Annotated in this window: 16 protein-coding genes; 8 read left to right on the top strand and 8 right to left on the bottom strand. The window is 72.7% G+C overall.

Going from position 1 to position 26,365, the window contains the following annotated elements:
- The first annotated feature begins 52 nt into the window (after positions 1-52).
- Positions 53-700, top strand: a complete 648-nt coding sequence (locus ACFPIJ_RS49055) for a ferritin-like fold-containing protein (RefSeq protein ID WP_380126396.1) — start codon at positions 53-55, stop codon at positions 698-700.
- Between the two features lie 54 nt (positions 701-754).
- Here ACFPIJ_RS49055 and ACFPIJ_RS49050 read toward each other — a convergent pair whose 3' ends face one another.
- Together ACFPIJ_RS49050 and ACFPIJ_RS49045 are read right to left on the bottom strand one after the other, a co-directional pair.
- Positions 755-988, bottom strand: coding sequence for a DUF3107 domain-containing protein (locus ACFPIJ_RS49050; protein ID WP_203845037.1), 234 nt, complete (start codon positions 986-988; stop codon positions 755-757).
- Between the two features lie 75 nt (positions 989-1,063).
- Complete coding sequence (locus ACFPIJ_RS49045) at positions 1,064-1,702, bottom strand: TetR/AcrR family transcriptional regulator (RefSeq protein ID WP_203845146.1); 639 nt, start codon at positions 1,700-1,702, stop codon at positions 1,064-1,066.
- An 89-nt stretch (positions 1,703-1,791) separates the two neighbouring features.
- Here ACFPIJ_RS49045 and ACFPIJ_RS49040 point away from each other — a divergent pair, with 89 nt between their 5' ends.
- From ACFPIJ_RS49040 to ACFPIJ_RS49020, 5 genes are read left to right on the top strand one after another with little or no spacing between them, the layout of a single operon-like run.
- A complete protein-coding gene (locus ACFPIJ_RS49040; protein WP_380126395.1) occupies positions 1,792-4,482 on the top strand; it encodes a hypothetical protein in 2,691 nt (896 codons plus the stop codon).
- A gap of 24 nt (positions 4,483-4,506) precedes the next feature.
- Entirely contained in the window at positions 4,507-5,541 is a 1,035-nt protein-coding gene (locus tag ACFPIJ_RS49035; RefSeq protein ID WP_380126394.1) for an alpha/beta fold hydrolase, read from the top strand.
- A 7-nt stretch (positions 5,542-5,548) separates the two neighbouring features.
- Entirely contained in the window at positions 5,549-6,415 is an 867-nt protein-coding gene (locus ACFPIJ_RS49030) for a DUF3152 domain-containing protein (RefSeq protein WP_380126393.1), read from the top strand.
- Positions 6,416-6,456: 41 nt separating this feature from the next.
- Complete coding sequence (gene moeZ / locus ACFPIJ_RS49025) at positions 6,457-7,635, top strand: adenylyltransferase/sulfurtransferase MoeZ (RefSeq protein ID WP_380126392.1); 1,179 nt, start codon at positions 6,457-6,459, stop codon at positions 7,633-7,635.
- Between the two features lie 42 nt (positions 7,636-7,677).
- Complete coding sequence (locus ACFPIJ_RS49020; RefSeq protein WP_380126391.1) at positions 7,678-8,472, top strand: prenyltransferase/squalene oxidase repeat-containing protein; 795 nt, start codon at positions 7,678-7,680, stop codon at positions 8,470-8,472.
- A 4-nt stretch (positions 8,473-8,476) separates the two neighbouring features.
- Here the strand turns inward: ACFPIJ_RS49020 and ACFPIJ_RS49015 are convergent, their stop codons facing one another.
- The 5 genes from ACFPIJ_RS49015 to ACFPIJ_RS48995 form a co-directional block, all read right to left on the bottom strand.
- Entirely contained in the window at positions 8,477-10,576 is a 2,100-nt protein-coding gene (locus tag ACFPIJ_RS49015) for an Hsp70 family protein (RefSeq protein WP_380126390.1), read from the bottom strand.
- 56 nt (positions 10,577-10,632) lie between these two features.
- A complete protein-coding gene (locus tag ACFPIJ_RS49010; RefSeq protein ID WP_380126389.1) occupies positions 10,633-12,174 on the bottom strand; it encodes a hypothetical protein in 1,542 nt (513 codons plus the stop codon).
- Positions 12,175-12,272: 98 nt separating this feature from the next.
- A complete protein-coding gene (locus ACFPIJ_RS49005) occupies positions 12,273-13,400 on the bottom strand; it encodes a serine/threonine-protein kinase (protein ID WP_380126388.1) in 1,128 nt (375 codons plus the stop codon).
- Between the two features lies 1 nt (position 13,401).
- Positions 13,402-16,068 carry a cyanophycin synthetase gene (gene cphA / locus ACFPIJ_RS49000; protein ID WP_380126387.1) on the bottom strand — a complete coding sequence of 889 codons (2,667 nt, stop codon included), beginning with the start codon at positions 16,066-16,068 and terminating at the stop codon, positions 13,402-13,404.
- Positions 16,069-16,081: 13 nt separating this feature from the next.
- Positions 16,082-16,894 carry a cyanophycinase gene (locus ACFPIJ_RS48995; protein WP_380126386.1) on the bottom strand — a complete coding sequence of 271 codons (813 nt, stop codon included), beginning with the start codon at positions 16,892-16,894 and terminating at the stop codon, positions 16,082-16,084.
- Positions 16,895-17,037: 143 nt separating this feature from the next.
- Between ACFPIJ_RS48995 and ACFPIJ_RS48990 the strand changes: the two genes are divergently transcribed.
- Entirely contained in the window at positions 17,038-20,676 is a 3,639-nt protein-coding gene (locus ACFPIJ_RS48990; protein WP_380126385.1) for a family 78 glycoside hydrolase catalytic domain, read from the top strand.
- 644 nt (positions 20,677-21,320) lie between these two features.
- On the opposite strand, the gene ACFPIJ_RS48985 is transcribed toward ACFPIJ_RS48990, so the two are convergent.
- The gene (locus tag ACFPIJ_RS48985) at positions 21,321-25,718 is read right to left on the bottom strand and encodes an AAA domain-containing protein (protein ID WP_380126384.1); all 4,398 of its coding nucleotides are present in this window, start codon (positions 25,716-25,718) and stop codon (positions 21,321-21,323) included.
- A gap of 162 nt (positions 25,719-25,880) precedes the next feature.
- Between ACFPIJ_RS48985 and ACFPIJ_RS48980 the strand changes: the two genes are divergently transcribed.
- The coding region (locus ACFPIJ_RS48980; protein WP_380126383.1) for a cellulose binding domain-containing protein at positions 25,881-26,365 on the top strand (485 nt) is incomplete at its 3' end.

Here is a 26,365-nt window from a genome sequence, read left to right as displayed (position 1 = left end):
CGCATCGCGATGTGACACCGCACCGGGCGATCCGGCGATGTAGTGTGCCGTCGTGTCCGATCTCACTCCGCCCGCCTCGGCAGTGGTCGACCTGCTCGGCATGCTGGCGTATGGCGAGCTGGTCGCCTTCGACCGGATGGCGGCCGACGCGCGGCTCGCACCCGACCTGCGCCGCCGGGCGGTGCTCAGCGAGATGGCCGGCCGCGAGATCACCAACTACTGCCGCCTCGCCGACCGCCTGACCGAGCTGGGGGCCGACCCCGAGCAGGCCATGCGGCCCTACGTGCAGGCGGTGTCGGACTACCACACGCAGACCGAGCCGGCCGACTGGCTGGAGGGCCTGGCCAAGGCCTATGTCGGCGACGGCATCGCCGACGACTTCACCCGCGAGGTCGCGGCGGTGCTCACCGGGCCGGACCGGGACCTGATCCTGGACGTCCTGCACGACTCCCGGCACGCCGACTTCGCCGCGGACGAGCTGCGGGCCGCGATCGCCGCCGACCCGAAGGTCGCCAACCGGCTGTCGATGTGGTCGCGCCGGCTGGTCGGCGAGGGCATCTCCCAGGCACTGCGGGTCGCGGCCGAGCGGCCGTCGCTCGCCGAGCTGCTCGCCGGCGGCGGCACCGACTTCCAGGCGCTGCTCAAACGCCTCACCTCGGCACATACCACCCGCATGGGCGCGGTCGGACTCAACAACTGACTCAGGCCCTGACCCGGACGGGGCAGGGCCTGATCGTTACCCGTCAACGCTTCGTCAACGCGCGGAAGAGAATCCAACCGGCCGCGGCGACGACTCGGCGATCTCCACGTAGGCGATCTTGCCGACCGGGACGATGACCCGGCGACCCTTCTCGTCGACGAGAGACAGCACACCCTTATCGCCACCGTCGATCGCGTCGGTGACCGCAGCTTCAACCTCGGCGGATGACTGGTTGCTCTCCAGCACCAGCTCCCGAGGCGCATACTGCACGCCGATCTTGACCTCCACGTCTTCCTCCTTGATCGGGCTGCGGCGCGTCCGTGCCTCGGCGCGCACACCCAGTGTGGTTGAAGACTAACGCGATCAGGCGTGTTCCCCGTGCAGGGGGAAGCTCGCGATGCCGCGCCACGACAGCGCGGTCAGCAGCGCCTCCGCTTCGGGCTTCGCGACCTTGCGGCCACCCGCGACCCAGAAGCGGGCCGCGACCTCCGCCGCGCCGACCAGGCCGGAGGCGAGCAGCTCCGCACGTTCCCGGCTCAGGTCGGTGTCCGCCATGATCGTGTCGGTGATCGCGGCGATGCAGCCGCTCTCGACCCGGTCGACCCGCTCACGCACCGCGGGGTCGTTGCGCAGGTCCGACTCGAAGACCAGGCGGAACGCCTCGCTCTCGTGGTCGATGAAGTCGAAATACGCCTGGATGGCGCCCCGGACGCGCTCCTTGTTGTCCGTGGTCGCCTCCATCGCGGCACGCATCCGGGACACCATCGCGTCACAGTGCGTGTCGAGCAGCGCCAGATAGAGCTCGAGCTTGCCGGGGAAGTGCTGATAGAGCACCGGCTTGGAGACGCCCGCCCGCTCGGCGATGTCGTCCATCGCGGCGGCGTGATAACCCTGCGCCACGAAAACCTGCTGCGCCGCGGCGAGCAGTTGCTTGCGGCGCGCCGACCGGGGCAGCCGCACCGGCCGTCCGGCCGACTGGGTGCCGCTCATCGCCGAGGTCATGTTCACCATCCGGATTTGGGTCGGGATTGCAACTTACCCCCTTTCCGCCCACACGGTAGCCTCACCTAGGGGCGACGGAGGAGCGCGCGGTGGACGAAACGGGGCAAGCCGGAAGCCCGCACGGGGCAGGCCCATATCGCGGAGGAGGACACACGGATCCGCAGAGGACACCGGACGGCACCCACGGCGACGGTTCGACGCCGAGCGATGACGCGCTCGAGGCGATCGTCTCCGCGTGGCGCGAGCCTGCCACCGGCGCCGTCGCCGGGCGCGCATCGGTCAACGGCAGCCCGCGCGGCCGCGCTGAGGTCCGCAACGCCTATTCCGACATGCTCGCCCCGATGAGCCCGCCGGTCTCCGCCCCGCCACCGGCGCAGCCGCCGACCACGTCGCTGCACTACGGGCACTACGGGCCCGACGGCCAGGGCTGGCCGAGCTCCGTCAACCAGCCCGAGACCAGCCAGTCCTTCCCCGCGACCGGGACCAGCGCCGGAACCGGCGCAGGGTTCGGCGCCGGGCCCCTCGCACCGCACGACAGCGGCGCGATCAACGGCGGCCAGGTCAGCGGTGGCCAGTTCAACGGCGGCCAGGTCAGCGGTGGCCAGGTCAGCGGTGGCCAGGTCAGCGGCTTGATCAACGGCGCCCAGCCCGCGGCGCCCTCCGGCGGCACGGTCTACGGCGCCGCCGCCTCCGCGCAGGGACGCGACGACGCGGTGCAGCCCACGTCCGGCGGCTATGGCCCGCCGCCCTCGGCGTTGGACCGCCTCAGTGCCCAGCCCGCGCCCGTCGACCCCAACGTCCGGGTGCACGGCGACAGCGGTCAGCCCCCGTATGGCGCCTTCCCCGATTCCGCCTGGGGCTACGACACCCGGCCGCGCAGCGGGGCCTACCAGGAGCAGGGCAACGGCGCGGCCCGCCTCGACGCGCCCGCCGACGGCTACCAGGAGCAGTACCCGGCCCAGGAGCAGTACCCCGCCCAGGACCAGTACCCGGCGCAGGAGCAGTACCCGGCCCAGGACAGCCAGTACCCGCAGCAGGAGCAGTACCCGCAGCAGGGATACCAGGCGCAGCCCTACCCGTCGCAGGAATACCCACAGCAGGGATACCAGGCGCAGCAGGACGGGCACCAGGGATACCAGCCGCAGCAGGACGGGCATCAGGGCCAGACCGCATACCGCCCGCAGGACGGCTACGGGGCGTATGCCCAGCCCGACAACGGCTACCAGCCCTATGAGCAGCAGCCGGCCGGACCCGAGTTCGACTGGGCCGCCGTCCCGCAGCACGACCCGGCGCAGGCCGCCGCGGCCCCGCAGGCCGTGCCGCAACTGCCGACCCAGCGGATGCCGGAGGACGACCCGCTCGTCGGGCCGCTGCCCACCGAGCTGCTCGGCAACGCCACCCCGCTGTCCGCGGCCGAGCCGACGATGCCGACATTCGCGTCCGAGCCGCCCTACGCGCAGGACGTGCCGGCGGCAGCCGCGTATGCCGAGCCGGCCTACCCTGAGCCGGCTTACGCTGAGCCGGCCTACCCGCAGCCCGCCTTCGCGGCACCCGCATACCCGGAGTTCGGCGCCACGGAGGCCGACTACAACGCCCCCGAGCTGCCGCAGCGCGTGCCGTCGCACCCCGACGTGCCGCAGGTGCCGGAGGTGGAGGTCGAGCCGCTCGTCGCGGAGGCCGGGCCGGCCGGCGGGGCGGAGCTGGCAAGGATCGCGACGTTCCTGCGCGAGGACCGCGAGGACGAGGACGAGGAGCCCAGCCTCGACGACCGCCCCGACGGGTTCGACATCCCGGCGGTGCTGCGCGCGGTGCAGGGGGTCGCCGGGGTGCGCGAGGCGACCCTGCGCAAGAACGCCGACGGCCTGCACACGCTCCGCCTCGAGCTGCTCGACGAGGCCGACCCGGGCCGGGTCAGCCGGGCCGTGGCGCGGCTGCTCAACGAGCGGATGGGCCTGGCCGCCGAGCCGAACCTCACCGACCTGACCCCGCCGTCGCAGCGCCCGGCCGGCCCGCCGGCCCGGGGCAACGCACCGCACAGCGCGCTGCCCGGCTACGGCCGCGAGGCCCGCCGCCGGCGCCCGGTGAGCGGCGTGCGCCGCCCGGCCGAGGCCTCCCGTCCCGGCCTCGACGAGCTCCGGCCGGGCCTCGTCCCCAGCCCCGAGCCGGCACCGGGGGCACAGGCGTCCTCGATCGCGCCGGCCGTCGAGCCCGGAACCGGTCCGAAACCGCCCGGTGGCCCGCTGACCGGCGTGGTGACGGGTCAGCTGCCCGGGCAGGCACCCGCAGCGACGTCCGGCCCGGTGTTCGGCCCGCAGCCGCCGGTCCCGGTCAACCGGGATTCGCCGCCGGCCCTGGTGCCGCAGTCCAGCTCGATCGTGTCGCCGCGCGTCATCATCGACCAGGTCGAGGTCAGCACGCAGGGCGTCGACGCGGTCGTGGAGGTGCGGCTGATCGCCGACGGGCACCCCGCGGTCGGCGTGGCCAGCGGCCCCGCGGTCGACGGCTACATCCTGCGGCTCTCCGCGGCCGCCGCCGCCTCCGCCGTGGACCAGCTGCTGGTCGACGTGGATGCGACAGCGCGGGCCCGGTGCTACATCGAGCACGCCGCGGTGGTGCAGCTCGGCGGGTGCGAGGTCGCCGTGGTGGTGCTGTTGCTGCTGTACGACGGGTGGGTCGAGCAGCTGACGGGCTCGTCGGTGAATGCCGGCGATCCACGCCAGGCTGTGGTGCGGGCCACCTTGGCGGCCGTCAACCGGCGCCTGGAGGCCCTGCTGCCGTAGGCCCGTTGGGGCACACTGGTAAGCATGAAGAGAGCTTCCCTTGTCCCGGAGTTCACCGTTCCGTCACCTGAGAAGCTGCCGGAGCGGTGGCCGGGGCGCGAGGTGGAGCTCGATGGGCTGAAGGCGTATGTGCGGGACACGCCCGCCACGGCACCTGGCGCGGAGCCGGCGGTCTACGTGCACGGGCTCGGCGGCTCGTCGACCAACTGGACCGACCTGGCGGGTGTGCTCTCCGGGCGGCTCGACGGCCAGGCGATCGACCTGCCCGGATTCGGGCACAGCGCCCCGGCCCGCAGCTACTCGCTGACCGCGATGGCCGCGCACATCATCCGGTGGGTCGAGCACAGCGACCGCGGCCCGGTGCACCTGTTCGGCAACTCGATGGGCGGCGCGGCGGCGGTCGTGGCCGCGGCACTGCGGCCCGACCTGGTGCGCAGCCTGACCCTGATCTCGCCGGCGATGCCGTTCCTCGACCCGCGCCGCTCGCTGCAGGGGCCGATCGTGCCGCTGCTGCTCCTGCCCAACGCGGCGAAGCTCGCGGCGCGGCGGATGTCCTCGATGGACCCGGAGGCCCTGGCCGCCATGGTGATCGAGTCCTGCTACGCCGACCCGAGCCGCTACCCGGAGCAGCGGCGCCTCGAAGCGATCGAGGAGGCGCGCCTGCGGCACTCGGTGCCGTGGTACGCCGAGGCGTACGTGGGCAGCCTGCGCGGGCTGGTGAGCAGCTTCCTGCGGGCGTACCTGCCGGGCGAAGGCTCGATGTGGCGGTTGGCCACGAAGATCACTGCGCCGACGCTGGTGATCGCCGGGCGGCAGGACAAGCTGGTGGACATCCGCACCGCGCCCCAGGTCGCCCGCCTCGTCCCGGACAGCCGGCTGATGATGCTGGAGGGGGTCGGTCACGTGGCACAGATGGAGGTGCCACGCACCGTGGCCCGGGCGGTGCTGGGCCTGCTGGACGAGCTGCAGGCCGTGCACCAGCACGACACCCGGCAGGTTGCAACTCAGGTGCGGGACGGGGTGCGGCAGCGCGCGCCGCAGGTGCGCATGGCAAGCTGACCAATCGATGGCGAGCCGGCTGAGCAGCGACCGCCGGCAGCTGCCGGTGCCACTGCCGAGTGACCCGCGGCAGGCCCGTGAGGTCGTCCGGGCTGAGCAGCGTCGCCGGCATGAGCAGCTGCGCCGGCGCCGCCATGTGGTCATCGGCGTGATGCTCGCCGCGTTCGTGATCGCCGCCGCCGGCCTGGGCCGGCAACTGTTCTTCGCCGGCTCGGACGAGGCGCCGGTGACGGTCGCCGCGACCCGCGGGCCGGCCCCGATGCTCGACCCGCCGAGCCTGCCCGCAAGCCAGCCGCCCGAGGCCGGGCCGTCCAGCGCCGCCGGGACGTTCGCCTACGCCGGCAGCGCCGGGCCGGTCGCCGGTGGGGCAGGTGCGGTCAAGAAGTACCGGGTCGCGGTGGAGAACGGCAGCGGGCAGCAGGTCGACGCGTTCGCCACCGCGGTCGAGCAGGTGTTCGCCGACCCCCGGGGCTGGACCGCGACCGGGCAGCTGCGCCTGCAACGGGTCGCCGGGCAGGGCACCGCGGACTTCACGATCTTCCTTGCCACGCCGGTCACGTCGGAGCAGATCTGCGCGACGGCCGGCCTGCACACCGCCGGCTACAGCTCGTGCCGGATCACCGGCAAGGTCGTCATCAACCTGGCGCGCTGGCTGACGGGGGTGCCGGACTACGGCGCGCCGGTCGCGGACTACCAGAGCTACGTCATCAACCATGAGGTCGGCCACGAGCTCGGCAACGGCCACGAGGCCTGCCCGGGGCCCGGGAAACCGGCGCCGGTGATGCAGCAGCAGACCTACGGGCTGAAGGGCTGCGTCGCCAATGCCTGGCCGTTCGTCGACGGTCAGCGGTACAGCGGAGCCAAAGTGCCGTAGGTCACGTGGGTTTGCCGGTCGGGCGCGGCAGAATGAAAACCATGTCGTTGCCTCCACTGGTCGAGCCCGCCGCCGACCTCTCCATTGACGAGGTCCGCCGCTACTCCCGGCACCTGATCATCCCGGATGTGGCCACCGCCGGGCAGAAGCGCCTGAAGAACGCGCGCGTGCTGTGTGTGGGCGCGGGAGGGCTCGGTTCGCCGGCGCTGATGTATCTGGCCGCGGCCGGCGTCGGCACGCTCGGCATCGTCGAGTTCGACACCGTCGACGAGTCCAACCTGCAGCGCCAGATCATCCACGGCCAGTCGGACATCGGCCGCCCGAAGGCGGAGTCGGCCCGCGACTCGGTCCGCGAGATCAACCCGTATGTCAACGTCGTGGTGCACAACGAGGCCCTCGACAACGACAACGTGATGGAGATCTTCGCGCAGTATGACCTGATCGTGGACGGCACGGACAACTTCGCCACCCGCTACATGGTCAACGACGCGGCGGTGCTGCTCGGCAAGCCCTACATCTGGGGCTCGATCTACCGGTTCGACGGTCAGGCGTCGGTGTTCTGGGCCGAGCACGGCCCCTGCTACCGCTGCCTCTACCCGGAGCCCCCGCCGCCCGGCATGGTCCCCTCCTGCGCCGAGGGCGGCGTCCTCGGCGTGCTGTGCGCGTCGATCGGCGCGATCCAGGTCACCGAGGCGATCAAGCTGCTCACCGGCGTCGGCGACTCGCTGCTGGGCAGCCTCATGGTCTACGACGCGCTGGAGATGTCCTACCGCAAGATCCGGCTCCGCAAGGACCCGAACTGCGCCATCTGCGGCGAGAACCCCACGGTCACCGGCCTGATCGACTACGACGACTTCTGCGGCGCCGTCTCCGACGAGGCCCAGGCGGCGGCGCTCGGCTCGACGATCACCGCGACCGAGCTCAAGGATTGGCAGGACTCGGGCAAGCCGATCGAGCTGATCGACGTGCGCGAGCCGGCCGAGTGGGAGATCGTGCGGGTCCCCGGGGCGCGGCTCGTGCCCAAGGGCGAGTTCCTCAACGGCAACGCCCTCGCCGACCTGCCGCAGGACCGCCAGATCGTCCTGTACTGCAAGAGCGGCGTCCGCTCCGCCGAGGCATTGGCAGCCGTCAAGGCGGCCGGCTTCAAGGACGCGGTCCACGTGCAGGGTGGTGTGGTTTCGTGGGTGAAGACCGTCGATCCGTCACTGCCGGTGTACTAGTCACCCACACGGAGGGAGCGGGCGGGCGGTAGCGTACGGCCCATGGTCGACCTTGATGCCGCGATCGGCTATGTCGTCGCACACGGCGACGCCGTTGATCGCGCCCGCCTCGCCTGGCTGCGCACGGGCCAGTTTCCACCGGCAGACGTGCTGGAGAAGGCCGAGATCGGCCAGTCGCCCGACGGCGGCTGGCCGGCGCTGTGGGGCGCCGACGTGGCCTCCGTCGACGCGACCTGTTTCCGGCTGAGCGAGCTCGACGACCTCGGCGCGATCGACCGGCCCGCGGCCCGCCGGGCCCTGGCGTGGCTCGGTCGCAGCCAGCTCCCCGACGGCATGTGGGAAGAGGACGCCTCCCTGGCCGGGATCGCCCCGCCGTGGGCGCAGCCCGGCGACGACGAGGCGAAGCTGTACCTGACCACCAACGCCGCCTACTGGATGGTCGTCGGCGGTCCCAACAACGGCGACGACCAGCACGCGACCCGGGTCGCCCGCGCCGCCGAGGCGTTCCGGGCGTCGCTGCGTCCCGACGGCAGCTGGCCGTCGTTCCTGGTCGCGGGCTGGCTCGGCTGCGCTGTGCTCTACCACCTCGGCTGGTTCTACGAGTCGGCCCAGATCCAGGTCGCGCTCGCCGACCGGGTGCCGCAGATGACCCCGGCGGACACCGCGTCGCTGTTCGCGGCGCTGCGGCGGATCGGCATGTCACCGGACGACTGGCTGCTCACCGCCGCCCGCAAGCGCCTCAACGAGACGCAGCGCAGCGACGGCGGCTGGGAGAGCGACGACGGCGCGCAGTTCAACGTGCACACGACCCTGACCGCGATCAGAGCCCTGCGCTGACGGCCTAGCCGGCGATCGTGAACTCCCAGTCGTAGGCGTCCCAGCTCTTGGTCGTGATCTCGAACTGGGTGCTGCTCTTGTACGAGTCGGAGCCTTTACGGATCTGGATGACGACCCGGCCGCCGGTATCGAGGTTGATGTACCCCGCGTGCACGGCGGCCGTGCAGACCGACGAGTCGGTCGTGTACGGCCCGTCGCCCCAGACGTCGGCCGCCTTGCCGTTCTTCGGGCACGTGTAGGCGACCAGCTTCCCCTCGTAGCCCTCGTACTCCTTGGCGGTGGTGCTCCAGTTGCTGTCGTCCCGCTCGACGTCGACCTGGACGGCCGCCTCGCTGGTCTCGGTGTCGCCGGTGGTCTCGCCGCTGCCGTCCGGGTCCTGGGTCTGGCTCGCGGAGTTGTCGCTGCCACCGTCGTCGTCGCCGCCGAGCTTGGTCAGCCCGTAGATGCCGAGGCCGACGACCAGGAGCAGGACCACGGCGACCGCGGCCAGGACCCCGGTGCGGCGCTGCCCGCCCGCTGCCGGCGTGGTCGCTTGCGGGCCGGGTGCGGCGCCGTACGTGGCCGGCGGCACGGACGCCCGGCCAGGGGGCAGCGGGGACGCGGGCGACGACGGGGCGGGCGTGGGGTGCGCGGCCTGCGGCGGGTAGCTCACCGGCGGCGTGGCCGGGAACGGCTGGGCGGGTGACTGCGGCGCCGGCGCCGGCGGGGTCGCGTAACCGGACGGCGGGGTGTAGCCGGCGTCCTGGGCGAACTGCGACGACGGCTGACCGGAGACCGGCGCCGCGGAGAACCCGGGTGACACCGGGGCCGCCGACATCGGCACGCCCGAGATCGGCACTCCCGACGCGGGAATCCCTGGGCCGGGCGCCCCTGAGGCGGGCACTCCGGAGACCGGCATGGAGACCGAGCCGGAGACCGTCCTCGGCGTCGAGGCCGGCGGTGCCGACGTCGGGAAGACCGGGCCCGACACCGGCACACCCGACACGGGCGGACCCGAGACCGGAGGCGCCACCTGCCCGGCGGGGCCGGGCTGGGTGGGCGCGCCGAGGCTGCCCTGCGCCACGACCATCTCGGGCTGCTCGACCGCGGTCGGCGCCTTGCCGAGAGCCTGGTGCAGCAGCGTTGCGACGAGCGGGATCCGGCTGCCGCCGCCGACGAGGAACACGCCGGCGATGTCGGCCGGGGTGAGCCGGGCCGCGGCGATGGCCGCCCGGGTCGCGGTGACCGTCGCGGCCAGGATCGGGCGGGCCAGCTGCTCGAACTGGTCGCGGCCGAGGGGGACGTCCTCGTCGTACATCGGGATGTGGATCATCGTCGAGGAGGTGCGGGACAGCATCTCCTTGGCGGCGCGGACGTCGTCCCAGAGCAGCCGGTTGGCGCGGCGTTCGGCGCTGGTCGTCGGGTGGACGAGCCGGTTCCACGAGGCCGGGTCGCGGGAGGACTGGCTCGCGCCGAGGTACCCGACGATCGCGGCGTCGATGTCGAGGCCGCCGCTGGTGCTGAGGCCCTCCGCGGCGAGCACCTCGAAGGTGCCCGGGCCGTGGCGGACGACGGAGGCGTCGAAGGTGCCGGCGCCCAGGTCGTAGACGACGAAGGCCGAGCCGGGGCGGCTGTCGGTGCCCTCCAGGGCCCGGAACACCTCGGCGGCGGCGACCGGCTCGGGCACCAGGCTCACGGTCCCGAGGCCGGCCCGCTCGGCGGCGGCGAGGAGGACCCCGCGCCGGGTGTGCGCCCAGGCGGCGGGGCAGGTGATGGTGACCTGGCCGATCCGGCCACCGGCGACCCGCTGCGCCTCGCCGTTGACCCGGGCGAGCACGGCCGCGAACAGGTCGACGGTCGCGATCTCGTGATCGCCGAGCAGGACGGCGGGCTCGTCGATGCGGCGCTTGGGGTTGGGCTCGAACCGCTCCGGGCTGACCCGGGCGGCGTGCATCGCGTCGCGGCCGACGAGCAGGCCCGCCTGCGGGTCGGCATAGACCGACGACGGAAGTGTCGGCGACCCGTCGAAGAGCAGTGGGCGGACGTGGCCGTCAGGCCAGGCCAGCATCGCCGCGGTGTTCGAGGTGCCGAAGTCGATGCCTAGCCGGTAACCTCGCGCGTCCACAGCGTCAATATACGGACCCGGCACCACCCGGAGATCCTCTCAATGGCGCGCCACGCTCAGTCGACCAGTCGGAGCGCGACCGTCGGCGCGTCGAGCAGGACCGAGGCGGGTTCGGAGCCGACGATCGTCTGCAGGCGATGATCGCCCACGATCAGCTCGACGCCGGTGTAGAGCTCGACGGAGTCCCAGCCGGTCAGCTGGTAGGACTTGTGGTAGATCCGCTCGGTCTCCTCCTTGATTTCAGGTGCCGAGCGTTTCCAGATCAGCGTGCCGTTCTCACTCGTGTCGGTGACGACCGGCCGGCCGTCGCGGACCTCGAGCTTCAGGTGTTCCTTGGCGATCCAGGCGGCCGCGGCCTCGTGCAGCCACTGACCGACGGCGATGTCGTCGGGGTCGGCGGGCTCGCGGCCGACCACCATGGCGCGATCGGCGCCGACCACGAACCGGCGGCGGGCCAGGTCCTCGACGACCACGGACACGGCGAACGCGGGCGGGCGCAGACCGATGTCCTTGAGCGCCTCGCCGTGCCGGGGGCAGGCGGGGACGCCTGCACGCATCCGTGGGACCGGCTGGCCGATCCGCCGGAAGCGGCCGAACGCGGGGCAGTCGGGCTCCTTGCAGCGCCACTCGCGGGCCATCAGGGCCGAGCCGACGCCGCTGGGGTCCGCCCGGGTGAACCGGCGCCGCATCACGCGGGTCCGGCCGGCCCGCTGCGAGCCCCGCGCGGTGAACGTCTGCACCCCGTCGGGCCGCCCGCCCTGCGACGCGGCGGCAGGGGCGGCAGGCTTGGACGCCGCCGGAGAGGGGCGGGGCGACGGTTTGGGCGCCGCCTCGGTTTCCGCCTTTTCCGACGATTCCGAAATTTCGGAAATGTCCGCGGAGTCGGTGGAAGCCGAGGAGGTGGAAGAACCCGAGGAAGCGGGCGAGGAGCCCGCGGCGCCGGACGCAGGAGCGGCCGAGACGCTCGGGGCGCCGGAGGTCGGAGCGGCCGATGAAGCGGCGGGCTCGGAAGCCTCCTCCGCGGCGGGAGCGTCGGCATCGGCGGGTTCGAGGGGGATGATCGGCAGGGTCGCGGTGCCCTTCACGACCAGGCGTTCCTTGCCGTCCTTCGGCGGGGTCGGCTCGCCGCCCGGAGTCAGGACGGCGCCGCCCGCGCGGGGCGTGAGGCGCAGGACCCGCTCGGGGCTGTCGACGAGCCACGGGAAGCGGGCGGCGAACTGCGGCTGGTCCCGCACGACGATCAGCGGCAGGCCGGTGAAGTCGGCGATCTCGACGGGCCGGTCCGCGACGACCGGCGTGACCTCGATGAGGCCGTCGTCGGCCCACCGGCCGAGCACCATGCGCTCCTTCGACGTGAGCGCCGCCTCCGACAGGGCCTCCCGGCCGACCACGGGATACAGCATCGCGCCGGCGTCGATGAGGTAGCGGCTGAGCGCGTCCACGACCATGCCGAGGCGCAGCAGGTTGATCGGGCGGCCGCCGTCGAGGGCCACGAACCGGGCGACGTCGGCCAGGTCGACCACGGCCTGGGCCAGCGTGACGTCCGTCGTCAGCCGTTGCTCGATGGTGTCCATGACCCGGCTGACTTCGAACCGCACGGCCCCTCCGATCCCTCGACCCGGACACCATAGGGCATCACCGAGATCAGACTTGTGTACCAGTCGGGAAGGTTGCACGCCATAAGCAACGAAAAGGTTCAGCCACCACTTTTCTTGCTCTTGCCTTTACCCTTGCCCTTTTTCGGGCCGCCGGCGTTCCCGGCCGGGTCGTCGGCCGGTGCCGTGACCGCCTGGGTGGCCGGGTCCGTGGGGTCTGCCACGGTCTGCGGGCCGGCCGGCGACGAGGCGGGCGTCGAGGCGGGCGTCGAGGCGGGGGTCCAGGCGGCGACCGGGTCCCGGTCCTGCGCGGCGGCACCCGCGGCACCCAGCCCGAGCACGAGGACCGCCGCCGCGGCGACGGTCCCCCGCCGCTTGGCCGAACCGCCGAGGGTGGCGTCCCGGAGCCGCCGCGCCGGTGATCCGAGCCGCACGGCGATCCGCCGGGTGGCGGGCAGCGCGGCGAACAGCGTCGCCAGGTCCGCGGCCGAGGGCCGGTTCCCGGGTGCCTTGGCGAGGCAGCGGCGCAACGCGTCGGCCACCCCCTCGGGCAACGCCGCCGACACGGGCGCGGGCAGCGGCGCCGGGGCCAGCTTCCGGTGCGCGTGCAGCAGTTCCTCGGTGGTGGTGCCCGGCCACGGCAGCGCGCCGGCGAGCATCCGGTGGAGGACGACGCCGAGCGCGTACACGTCGGTGGCGGCCGAGGGCGGGATGCCACGGACGCGTTCCGGCGCGAGGTAGGCCGGCGTGCCGAGCAGCTGGTCGGTGTCGTTGCCGGCGATCGCGGAGATGCCGAAGTCGACGAGCTTCGCCCCGCCGTCGGTCAGCATGACGTTGGCGGGTTTGACGTCGTGGTGCACGAGGCCACGGGCGTGCACGGCGGCGAGCGCGGAGCCGAGCTGGGCCGCGATCCGCAGCGCCTCGGTGACCTGCAGCGGCCCGCCGGACCGGTCCAGCCGCTCCTCGAGGGACTCGCCCTCGACCAGCTCCATGACGACGAACGGCGCACCGCCGGCGGTGTGGCCGAAGTCGAACACGGCGGCGATGTGGGGGTGGCTGAGCAGGGCCGCGGCGCGGGCCTCGGCCTGGATGCGGCGGTGGGACGCCGGGTCGGCGGCGGCCGCGAGCTGTTTGACGGCGACGGGCCGGCCCAGCACCTCGTCGTGGGCCCGCCAGACGACGGACATGCCGCCCACACCCAGTTGCTCGATCAGCCGGTAGCGCTCCATCTCATACAGTTGCCCCGATGAGCGGAAACGACACGCGTTGATCGGGGACGACCTCGGCGCCGAGGGTGTGCAGCAGCGCCAGGACGGGCTCGATCTTCTCGTACAGCAGCAGCACCACGTCGCCGGGGCGGGCCATGGCCAGGGCGGCGGGGACGGCCTCGTCGACGGTGCGCACCACGGCACACTTCGTCGACGGGGAGGTGGCGAGCAGCTCCTCGTGCAGGAGGGCCGGCACCTCGCCGGGTGAGCGGCCCCGGCGGTCGCTGTCCTCGTAGAGGACGACCCGGTCGAAGCGCAGCCCGATCTCCCGGGCCGACTCGCGCAGCAGGTCGTCGCGGCGGTCGCCGGGCAGGGTGACGGCGGCGACGGCGCGGGCCGCGCCCCAGAGGCGTTCGACGAGGTCACCGACGGCGCCGATGGCGGCGGGGTTGTGCGCGTAGTCGACGAGGATGTCGGTCCCGCCGAGGCGCAGCAGCATGCCCCTGCCCGGATTGTCGTCCGGGTTGTCGGTGAAGCTGCGGAGGCGCTCGGCGACGCGGGCGGTGGCGACGCCGAGGACGCGGGCGGCGGCGGTCGCGGCGAGGGCGTTGGCGACCAGGTGCCGGGCGGCGCCGCCGAAGCCGCCGCCGAGCTCGTGCACGGCGAGCAGCGGGATCCAGCGGCGGTCGGCGAGCTCGACGAGCCAGCCGTCGGCGAGCAGGTAGGCCCGGCCGCCCGTGTCCCAGTGCCGCCGGATGAGCGGGTTGCGGGGGTCGAGGCCGCACCAGATGATCTCGCGCTTGGCGAACCGGCCGTCCGGGTACGCGGCGAGGCTGCGGCTGCGTGGGTCGTCGGCGTTGAGGACGACGGCGCCGCCCTCGCGGACGCGTTCGCCGATGAGGCACTTGAGGGCGACCAGGTCCTCGACGCTCTCGATGCCGTCCTGGCCGAGGTGGTCGCCGGTCAGGTTGGTGATGATCCCGACGTCGCTCCAGTCGTAGCCGAGCCCCTGGCGGAGCAGGCCGCCGCGGGCGGTCTCGAGCACCGCGGCGTCGACGGTGGGGTCGCTGAGCACGACGCGGGCCGAACGCGGCCCGGTGGCGTCGGCGCGCTGGACGAGCCGGCCGCCGATGGCGATGCCGTCGGTGGTGGTGACGCCGACCCGCAGGCCCGCGCCGTCGAGCAGGTGCGCGGTGAGGCGGGCGACGGTGGTCTTGCCGTTGGTGCCGGTGATCGCGACGATCGGGATCCGCGACGGGGTGCCGGCCGGGTACAGCGCCTCCACGACCGCCGCGCCGACGTCGCGGGCGGTGCCGTCGCTCGGGTCGAGGTGCATGCGCAGCCCCGGGGCGGCGTTGACCTCGATGACCCCGCCGCCGGTGGCGAGCCCGGTCGGGGGCAGCGGCTCGTCGATCGACGGCAGGCGCAGATCGAGCCCGGCGATGTCGAGGCCGACGATCGCCGCGACCCGCCGGCACAGGTCGGCGACCGACGGGTGGACGCGGTCGGTGACGTCGACGCTGGTGCCGCCGGTGGAGAGGTTGGCGTTCTCGCGCAGCCGCACCACCTGGCCGTCGGCGGGCACGCCGTCGACGTCGAGGCCCTGGCGCAGCAGCAGGGTGCGCGCGACGTCGTCGACGGTGAGCCGGGTCAGCGCGCGGGCGTGGCCGACGCCGCGGCGCGGGTCCTCGTTGGCCCGGGCGATCAGGCCGGCCACGTCGGTGGCGCCGTCGCCGACGACGTGCGCGGCGACCCGTTCGGCGGCGGCGACGACCTGGCCGCCGACCACGAGCACGCGGTAGTCGCGACCGGTCAGTTCGCGTTCGACGACGGCGTCGTCCCCGCCGGCGGTGGCGGCCTCGAAGGCGGCGCGCAGCGCGTCGGGGGTGTCGACGCCGAGGAACACGTGCATCCCCTGGCGGCCCTGCCGCGGTTTGACCACGACGGGCGGGCCGAGCTCGCCGAACAGGGTCAGGGCCTCGGCGAGGGAGGTCGCCGCGCCGCCGCTGGGCACGGGGACGCCGGCCTCGTCGAGAAGGCGCCGGGTGAGTTCCTTGTCGGAGGCGATGTCGACGCCGATGGCGGAGGTCTGGTCGGTGAGCGCGGCCCACACCAGCCTGCGGTGCCGGCCGTAGCCGAGGCGCAGCAGGCTGAGCTCGCCGACCCGCTCGACCGGGATGCCGCGCTCGCGGGCGGCGTCGGCGATGGCCGCCGTGCTCGGTCCGCTCTTCTCCCGCTCATAGGTGCCGCGCAGGACCGCAAGCTCATCCTCGCAGCGCACCGGTTCGCCGCGCAGCGCCGCCAGTACACCGGTGATCGCCAAGGAAAGCAGCGCCTCGGCGAGGCGGGAGTCCGGTGGCTCGTCGAGCGGGCACTCGGTGACGACGTCGTATTCGCCGGGCACGCCGGTGCCCTCCGTGCGGCCGAAGTTGACGTGGCGGCCGATGCGCTGGGACAGCTCGATGGCGACGTGTTCGGCGGTGTGGCCGAAGTAGGTGCCGCCGACGAGCCGCCTGACGAAACCGCCGGGCTCGCCGAAGGCGCAGTGGTGCTCGGTGAGGCCGGGGAACGCGGCCACGAGCCGTTCGGCGAAGCCGGGGTAGTCGCTGCTCTCGCGTCCGGTCAGCCCGTCGAGCAGCACCCGGGTGACCTGAACCGGGCGGGCGACGTACCGGTTGGGTCCGCGCAACCGGCGACTGCTCTCAATGCGCATGGTCTCGTTCCGATCTCTTGATGGCAGCCCGCTCGGTGAGGTTGAACCGCCAGCCCGCCGGGAGCACGTGCAACTGGGCGCCGCACAGCGCGATCGGCCCGCCGACGTCGGACAGCGTGGCGCTGATCGTGCGGGCCTGCCCGGCGTCGATGACGGTGACGGTGCCGGCGCCGAGGACCTCGAACACGTCGCCGTCGACGAGGATCGCGGTGTTCTCGTCGATGCCGAGCCCGAGCTCGTGCGGAAACATCGCGATGGCGCTGAGCAGCCGGTTGAGCCGCCCGCGCTGGGCGAAGTGCATGTCGATGAGCACGCCGGGCAGAAACTCCATGCCAGGGCCGGTGCGGACGCTGTCGGTGGACACCGACGCGATGCTGCCGCCGAGGATCATCGTGCTGGACATCATCGCGGCGCCGGCGCTGGTGCCGGCGAGGATCATGCCCTCGGCGAGCCGGGCGTGCAGCGCGGTGTCGACCTTGGAGCCGCCGACGACGGTGGTGATGCGCAACTGGTCGCCGCCGGTGAAGAAGACCCCGGTGGCGTGCTCGATCGCGGTGACGGCCAGGTCGTTGTTGCTGTCCTCGCGGTCCTCGAGGCGCAGCGGGGTGACGCGGCCGGCGCCGAGGCGGTGGAAGACCTCGGCGTATTCCTTCTCGCGCTGCGCGGGGCTCTCGCTCGCGGTCGCGATCACCACGAGGTGCGCCTCGGCACCGCCGGCGAGCAGCACGAACCGTTCGAGGATGGCGTCATCACCAGCGTCGTGGCTCTCCGCACCACCGATGACGAGCAGCTTTCCCGGCATCCCACCTCCATACTCCCCTCATCTTGCGGTTCGTCGCGGGACAGGGCGTTGCTTATGGACCAGGGTCTACGTACAGTCAGTGCATCACCACTCAATGAAACGTTTTAATGAAACGTTTCACACATACCGACAGGAGCACCGCCATGCGCCTGAAGAGACGCCGCGCGGGCGCCACCGCGCTCGTTCTGCTTGCCGCACTCCTCGCCGCACCGTCCACGCCGGCCGCCGCCGCGACGCCCGTCAGCCTCTCCGGGGCGCACTGGGTCTGGTACCCGGAGGGCAACCCGGCCAACAGCGCGCCCGCGGCGTACCGATACTTCCGCAAGAACTTCACCGTCGCCGCCGGCGCAGTCACCGAGGCGCAGCTGGTCGTCACCGGCGACGACAGCGTCGACGTGTGGCTCAACGGCAAGCCCGTCGCGGCGTCCCCGCGGGTCACCGACTCCTGGAAGAACGCCGTCTATGTCGACCTGCAGTCCGCCCTGGTCAGCGGCACCAACACGCTGGCCATCGCGGCCCGCAACACGGCCGCCGGCCCGGCCGGCCTGATCGGCAAGGTGCACGTCGTCACGGCCGGCGGCACCACCGACATGAACACCGACGGCAGCTGGAAGGCGTTCCAGACCGTGCCGTCCGGCTGGGAGCAGCCCGGGTTCGCCGACAGCGGCTGGCCCGCCGCCGCCGATCTCGGCGCCTACGGCGTCGGCCCGTGGAACGCAGGCGTCGTCGCGCCCGACCCGAACGCGCCGTCGCCGCTGAGCGTGGCGAGCGGCACCGTCGAGCACCGCGCCAACCCCCTCGGCGTCGACGCCGCCCAGCCCCGCTTCGGCTGGAAGCTCGCCTCGACCGTCGACCAGCAGCGGCAGGCGGCCTACGAGCTGTCCGTCGACGGCGTCTGGAACAGCGGCCGGGTCCCGTCCGGGCAGCAGGTCGACGTCGTCTACACCGGCCCGGCGCTGCAGTCCATGAAGCGGTACACGTGGAAGGTCCGCGTCTGGGACACCCAGGGCCGGGTCAGCGCGTGGAGCCCCACCTGGTCCTTCGAGACCGGCCTGCGCGCGCCGGCGACCGAGTGGACCGGCGACTTCATCGGGCAGGCCACCGTCACCGCCGACCTGTCCGGCGCCACCTGGATCTGGTACCCGGAGGGCGACCCCGCCGCGGGCGTGCCGGCGGCGACCCGGTACTTCCGCCGCACGTTCACCCTCGCCTCCGTGCCCGCCACCGCGACCCTGGTCGTCACCGGCGACGACACCGCCGACGTGTGGGTCAACGGCACCCAGGTCAGCACGTCGCCGCGGGTGTACCAGTCATGGCAGCAGGCGACCGCGATCGACATCCGGAGCCGGCTCGTTGCCGGTGCCAACACCATCGCCATCGCCTCCGAGAACACCACGCAGTCCCCGGCCGGGATGATCGCCAAGCTGACCGGCGCGTCGCTGGTGACCGACACGTCGTGGAAGGCCTCCACCACCGCGCCCGCCGGCTGGAACACCGGCGGCTTCAACGACGCCTCCTGGCCCGCGGCCCGCGCCGTGGCCACCTACGGCACCGGCCCCTGGGGCGCCAACGTCTCCATCGCCAAGGCCGCGCCGCTGCTGCGCAAGGGCTTCACGGTGAGCAAGCCGGTCGCCTCCGCGCGCCTGCTGACCACCGCGCTGGGCCTGCACGAGACCCGGCTCAACGGCGCCCGCGTCGGCACCGACGTCCTCGCGCCCGGGTGGACCGACTACAACAAGCGCGTCCAGTACAAGGTGTACGACGTCACCGGCCAGATCCGCCAGGGCGCCAACGCGCTGGGCGCCTGGCTGGGCAACGGCTGGTACTCCGGCAGCCTCGGGTTCGCCGGCAGCCAGAAGTACGGCACCCAGCCGTGGTACTCCGCGCAACTGGTGCTGGTCTACACCGACGGCACCACCTCGACCGTGCGCACCGACAACACCTGGAAGGTCACCAGCGGGCCGATCCGCGCCGACGACCTCTACCACGGCGAGACCTACGATGCCCGGCTGGCCATTGCCAACTGGGACGACCCCGCCTTCGACGACAGCTCCTGGGCCGGCGTCGCTCTGAAGACCGGCGCCAAGCCCAACCTGGTCTCGCAGGTCGACAACGGCGTCTCCGTCCAGCAGCAGTTCCGTCCCGTGTCGGTCACGCAGCCCTCGCCCGGCGTGTGGATCTTCGACATGGGCCAGAACTTCACCGGCTGGAACCGGATCTCGGTCACCGGCCCGGCCGGCACCACCGTCCAGATCCGCCACGCCGAGGTCCTGACCGGCGGGCAGCTCTACACGACCAACCTGCGCGCGGCCCAGGCCACGGATCGCTTCACGCTCGCGGGCACCGGCAGCGCCGAGACCTACGAGCCACGCTTCACGGTGCACGGGTACCGCTACGTCGAGCTCACCGGTCTCCCGGCCGGCTTCACCCCGACCGCGGACACCGTCACCGGCCGGGCCGCCTGGACCTCCGGCTCCCAGCTCGGCACCCTCACCACCTCGAACGCCCTGGTCAACCAGCTGCAGCACAACATCCTGTGGGGCGAACGCTCCAACATGCTGTCCATCCCCACCGACTGCCCGCAACGCGACGAGCGGCTCGGCTGGACCGGCGACATCGCGATCTTCGCCGGCACCTCCACCTTCAACGTCGACGTCCAGGGCTTCCTCGACAAGTTCGCCGACGACCTCGTCGACGCCCAGCGCGCCGACGGTGCCTTCACCGACGTCGCACCCGCCGTCTGCTGCGGCGCCGGCACCGCCGGCTGGGGTGACGCGGGCGTCATCGTCCCGTACACCCTCTGGCAGCGCCACGGCGACATCCGCGTCGTCGACGAGCACTTCGACGCGATGGCCCGCTGGGTCGACTACCTGCGCGCCACCTCGGGCAGCGACCTGATCCGCAACCAGCCCACCTACGGCGACTGGCTCAACGTCAACGACAACACCGCGCAGGACGTCATCTCCACGGCGTTCTTCGCCTGGTCGGCCCGCCTGGTGTCCCGCATGGCCGCGGCCACCGGCCGCACCGCCCAGGCCGCCTCCTACGGCACCCTCGCCGACCAGGTGGGCGCGGCGTTCACCGCGCGCTTCGTCGCCGCCGACGGGACCGTGTCCGGCAACACCCAGACCGGCTACGTCCTGGCCCTGGCCTTCGGTCTCGTGCCGTCGTCGCGCAATGCGCAACTGGCGGACAAGCTGGTCGCCAAGGTCGCCGCCACCAGCGGGCACCTGTCCGTCGGCTTCCTCGGCGTCGAGAACCTCCTGCCGGTCCTCGCCAACACCGGCCACGCGGACACGGCCTATCAGATCCTGCTCCAGCCCGGCTACCCCGGCTGGGGGTACATGAACAGCCGCGGCGCGACCACGATCTGGGAGCGCTGGGACGGCATCCGCACCGACGGTTCCTTCCAGGACGCCGGTATGAACTCCTTCAACCACTACGGGCTCGGCTCCGTCGGCGACTTCCTGTACCGCCAGGTCGGCGGTCTCGGCCCGGCCTCCCCCGGCTACGCGTCGCTGCTCGTCGCGCCGCAGCCGGGCGGCGGCCTGACCTCGGCGAAGTCGTCGTACGAGACGCCGTACGGGCTCGCGGTCAGCGACTGGTCGATCTCTGGCGGCACGCTGACACTGCGGGTGACGGTGCCGGCCGGCGCCTCGGCGACGGTGAAGGTGCCCACCTCGCAGCCCGGCTCGATCACCGCTCCCGGCCAGGCCGTGCCGTCGGGGTCGGCGACGTTCCTGGTGCCGGCGGGCTCCTACACGTTCACTGCTCCGGTGTAGTCGGCCTGGTTTTCAGCTCCACCGCGAAGGGCGGGCCCGACTTGGGCCCGCCCTTTCCGGTCCTCATGCCCTTCAAATATTCGCCCAACGTTGCGGGGACTTCATGGCACCGCCCGGCCGCTGGCGCGTCCGTGCGACAGGGTGGCGTGGTCCCGGTCCGTGCCGTCGTGCGGTGATCCCATGCCAGGCCCGCCCTCGCAAGATCCACCGCCGTCGAGGTCATCATTCGGTGGTGCCACACCGCCGCCGGGATCAACAACCTTCGCAAGATCGCCGTCCGGCCACAGACCGCCTGGTCTATCGACTCAGGCAACTTCCCCATGATCCGGTAAAGCTTGGACACCCAGGAGTGCACAAGCTCTACCGGATCATGAGAAACGCGCTGGTACTACCCAGTCCAGCAATCGATGGTTTTCGTTTTTTGCCTGAAGACGGTGTTGTAGCACCGAATGATGACCTCGACGGCGGTGGTTCATGTGAGTGCGGACCTGGCTTGGCATCACCGCAAGACGGCTACCAGGGTGACCACGCAACCCTGTCGCACGGCCGAAGGCCGGGCGGTGCCATCAAGTCCCCGCGCCATTTGGGCGAATATTTGAAGGTCTGGACGACAAAGGACCGCGAACCGCAACCAGCGGAAGCCCTCAATCCGTCTCAGGCCGCTGCGGCAGGAACCGGGTCTCTTCCTCCGCCGGCAACTCCAGCATCATCGTCCGATCAGCATCCGGCGAGCCGGCCGGAGCAGCGGCCGGAGCGGGAGCAGCAGCGGCCGGAGCGGGAGCAGCAGAAGCACGGGACGACCGGAGAGCCTCGGCAAGCGCCGCGTTGATCCGAGCGCCGCCGCGCTTGAAGCCGAGCTCCCGCCGAGCTTCCTCCAGCACCTGCTCCTCCGTCCGCAGCAGCGTGTCCGACTCGATCCAGCGGATCAGGTCGACCAGCACCGCGGCCGGATACTCGGCGATCGGCCGGCCCGGGGTGAAGTCGGGGCGGGGCAGGGCGCGGTCCGACGAAACAGCCGGCGGGGACGGCGGCGGCACATGCAGCACGATGGTCGGCTCGTTGGTGCGGCGGGCGTCGACGGCGGCGACCGCCTCGTCATAGGCGGCGCGGGTGCGGGCGGTCTCCGCGGCCGGGTCGGCGAACCAGTCGGTGGACCAGATGCGGTGGTAGCGCCAGCCGAGGCGTTCGAGCTGCTCCTGCCGGAGGCGGTCGCGGTCGCGGGCGGTGCTCGCGGAGTGATACGTGGCGCCGTCGGTCTCGATGGCGAGGACCAGCTCGTCGGGGTCGGACGGGTGGGCGCAGGCGAAGTCGATGAAGGCGCCGGCGACGCCGAAGCGGGCCGTGACGGGGATGCCAGCGGCGGTGAGGCGGGCGAGGACGTCTGCCTCGAAGGCGTCGGGCTGGACGCGGTCGGCCGCGGCGCCGCTGAGGGAGGTGCCGCCGGACTCCGTGTATTCGAGGTACGCGCGCAGCAGCCGCACGCCTTCCGACGTGCTGCGGGCCGGGTCCATGTCGGCCGCGGTGAACGAGCTGACCAGGGTCATCCGGCGGCGGGCTCGGGTGACGGCGACGTTGAGCCGCCGCTCGCCGCCGGGCAGCAGGAGCGGGCCGAAGCGGTAGGGCAGCTGGCCGGCGGCGTTCTTGCCGTAGCCGATGGACAGGATGATCGCGTCGCGCTCGTCGCCCTGGACGCGTTCGAGGTTCTTCACGAAGAACGGCTCGGTGGCGGACTCGGAGAAGAACGCGTGCAGCTCGGGGCGGGCCGACAGCGCCTTGCGCAGGGCGAGGTCGACGCGGTCGGCGTGGACGATGCCCATGGTGATGACGCCGAGGGACTCGCTCGGACGCAGCTGGGCGTGCCGCAGCGCGAGCTCGACGACCCGGTCGACCTCCGCGGTCACGCTGTCCGTGTCGGTGTTGGCGGGATCGTGCGCGACGTGGACGTGCTGCACCGAGCCGGCACCGGCCGTGCCCGGGAACGTGACCAGCGAGCGCTCGTAGATGTGGGCGTTGGAGAAGCCGATGAGGCGGTCGTCCTGGCTGCGGTAGTGCCAGCGCAGCAGGTACGCCGGCAACAGCGCCGTCAGCACATCCAGCACCGACTCGTAGCCGGAGGTGAGCGACAGGTCGATCGAGCCGTCGGCCCGGACGCCGAGCGGGTCGGCGCCCCCGCCGTCCTCCGCGGCGGTGAAGAACGACGTCGGCGGCAGCTGGTGCTCGTCACCGGCGACGACGACCTGCCGGGCCCGCAGCAGCGCCGGGACCGCGTCGGCGGGCGTGACCTGGCTGGCCTCGTCGAAGACGACGACGTCGAACAGGTCCGCCTCGGCGGGCAGCAGCTGCGACACGATCAGCGGGCTCATCGCCCAGCAGGGACGCAGGGCGGTCAGCATGTGCGGGGCGGTCGCGAAGAGCTGGCGGATCGGCAGGTGCCGGCGCTTGAGGTTGGCCTGGTGCTCGACCAGGCGGCTCTCGTCCGGGTACTGGTCGCGGGTGCGGGTGATGTGCTCGGCGACGGCCCGCAGGACGCGGCTGGCGGTCGCGTCGATGTGCGCCCGGTCCGCTGCGCGGAACTCCTCGACGGTGCGGGTGTGCAGCGGCCCGTCGAACGCGCCGATGCGGGGGTCGGTGAAGTTGAGGTGCTGCAGGATCGAGGCGTGCCAGCACGCGTCGAAGACGGCGGCGGCCAGGTCGGCGTCGGGGCGGCGGCCGGCCAGGTCGGCGACGAGCTGGTCGAGGCCGAGGCCGGTGAACGTGGCGCCGAGTTCGTTGAGCCGCGGGATCTTGCGCAGGGTGCGCTCGTCGGCGGCCAGGCCCGACAGGACCGCGGCCAGCCGGTCGAGGTCCAGGCCGGCAAGGGCGATGTGCGGCACGTGCCGCTGCAGCTGCGCGACCTGCCCGTCCAGCTGCTCGAAGGCGGCCTTGGCCCGGCCGAGCTCGGCCGGCAGGCGGGGCGGACCGCCGTCAGCGGTGGCGCGGGTCCACTGCGACCGCTGGGTGAGCGCGGTCGTCAGCCCGGTGAACAGTTGCTGCCGGCTGGGCTTGCCGGGGCCGCGCCACAGCTGGGCGGCCTGCTTGCGCATGCGGCGGCGGGTGAGCCAGCCCGCGTCGGTGCCGGGCTGCCCGGCGTGCTCCTTGCGCCACGCGGCATCGGCGGCGGAGGCGATGTGGGTCGCGAGGTCGACCCGGAACACGTCCTCGTGGAACTGGGTCAGTGTCGCCGCGACGCCGTCGAGGAAGCCGAACAGGTTGCGCCAGCCGGCCAGGTCGGCGGGGGCACGCAGGCCGGTCCGCTCCTGGACGTGCCGCAGCCCCGGACGGGCCGCGGGCAGGGTCCGCTCCGCGAGCCGTTCGGCGAGGTCGAATGCGGCTTCGGCGTCGGCGGGGGTACGCACAGCGGCGCCCACCCAACCCGACTGCTGAGCGGTCAGCGTGAACCCGCCGAGCGCGGCGAAGTCACGCAGCTGCTCGCGGACCCGGCGGGTGGTGCCGGCGTCGAGGGCGGCGAGGGTCTGCCCGCGCAGCCGCACCGGCGTCATCGGCCGCACCGTCTCGGACAGGGCGACGAGGGCGCACTGCGACTGATACGCCGTGACGCCCCACGGCTCGCGGACCTGGTGCAGCGCCTCGTCGTGCCCGTTGAGCTGGGCCCGCTTCGTGGTCAGGGTCTCGTGCAGGACGCTGAGGTCGGGCTGGGCGATCCTGGCGGCGGAGTCGAACGCGGCCTTGAGGTCGGCGGCGACCCGGCGCCGCGAGGTGGTGCCGTCGTGGACGTCCATGACCAGGCTGCCGAGACCGCGCCGGGCGAGCCGGTCGGTGACGGCGGTGATCGCGGCCCGCTTCTCCGCCACGAACAGGACCCGCTTGCCGCGGGCGACCAGCGATGCGATGAGGTTGGCGATGGTCTGGCTCTTGCCGGTGCCGGGCGGACCCTTGATCACGCTGTGCTGCCCGGAGAGGACCGCGTTGATCGCGTAGTTCTGCGAGGAGTCCGCGTCCAGCACCAGGAACTCGTCGACCGGGGCGATCAGGTCGGGGTCGTCGGGCTGGACCGCGCCGGTCGCGTGCAGCCGCTGCTGTGCCTCGCCGTCACCGGCGATCGCGGCGATGATCTCGTGGCCCTCCAGCGCGGTGGCGGCGACCCGCAGGTCGTTGACCATCGGCAGCTTCGCGTAGGAGAACGTGCCGAGGACGCACCGCGGGCCGACGGTGAAGCCGCGGACCCGGCCGGACGCCTCCTTGACCAGGCGCTCATACAGCGGCTGCGGGTCGAACCCGGCGGTGTAGTCGATCAGCTCCTCGAGCTCGTCGGCGTCGACCTGGACGCCGAACTCCTCCTCGAGCAGCTGCAGCAACGTCGGGTTGACCTCGGTGTCGCCGTGGACGCTCAGCTCGAAGTCGTCCTCGGCGGCGCCGCGGGCCCTCAGCTGGGCGGAGCGCAGCAGGACCGGGGCGGCGGGCACGCCGCTGCCGGCGGCCGGGGTCCAGGTCGCGCTGCCGATCGCCACGAAGCACGTCTCGATGCCGCGCTCCTCGGCCAGCTCGCGCGCCTTGTTCCGGATCGTGCGCGCCCGCTTGACGGCAGCGGCGTGCGTGAGCGCCGGCCCCTCGTCAGGCTCAGGGACCTCGGCGGCTTCGGCACTCTCCACCACTTCGCCGGCCGGCTCGGCCGCTGCTTCGATCGGCTCGACCGGGGTTGTGGGCACCTTCGCCCGCCCGATGGCAGGCTGCCCCGAGTCCACCAGGCGTGACGCGGTCGGGTCGGGCTCCGCAACGCCCGGTAGATCCGGCGCAATCTCCGCAGGCACGGGCACCGCACCGGCGCGTTTCGCGGAGGAGCGGGTGAACAGCTGGCTGAGCGACATGGTGCGCCCGCCGAGCAGCGCCGCCACCGCGACCGGGTCGGCCGCGGACAGGTCCAGCGTGCCTGAGCGCAGGTCCTTGTAATACAGCAGCGTGTTGCGCCCGCCCAGGTCGATGAGCTGGGAGCGCCACCGTCTTGAGGCTTCCTGCACGAGCGTCGCCCGCGTCTGTCCGTTCACGGTGCCGAGCGTAGTGGCCGGGTACGACACTCCGCACTGATCAACTGCGAGGTAAAACCACCCAATCGACCGACATCTTTACTGTTAACAAACCTTCGCGTAGTGTCCAGCGCTAGGGCGCCCTACATCCCCCATCTCGTTCGAGTCCGAGGCAGGTCTGCAATGAGACTGCGAATCGGGGTGATCGCGGCTGCCCTGGCAACGGCCGCGGCCACCGTCATCGTCGCCGCGACGCCGGCTATGGCCGCGCCCGCCACCGCGGCCTTCGTCCAAACCTCCACCTGGGGTTCCGGTTACGAGGCCAAGTACACGATCACCAACGGCACAACCAGCACGATCAACGGCTGGACGGTCGCGTTCGACCTGCCCAGCGGCACCTCGATCAGCTCGTCGTGGGACTCGGCCCGCACCGGCAACTCCGGGCACGTGAGCTTCGCCAGCACCTGGAACGGCACGATCGCCCCCGGTGGCACGGCCAGCTTCGGATTCATCGCCGCCGGTAGCGGCACCCCCACCAACTGCACGCTCAACGGCGCCTCCTGCGGCGGCGGCACCACGCCGACGACCCCCGCGGGCACGCCGGGCGTGCCGGGCAACCTCCAGGTCACCGCGACCACCAACACCAGCTTCTCCCTCGCGTGGAACGC

Source organism: Dactylosporangium cerinum (assembly GCF_042653625.1).
Classification (GTDB): Bacteria; Actinomycetota; Actinomycetes; order Mycobacteriales; family Micromonosporaceae; genus Dactylosporangium; species Dactylosporangium cerinum.
Note: the sequence above shows the minus strand (reverse complement) of the source record. Positions and strands in the feature narration are given on the sequence as shown.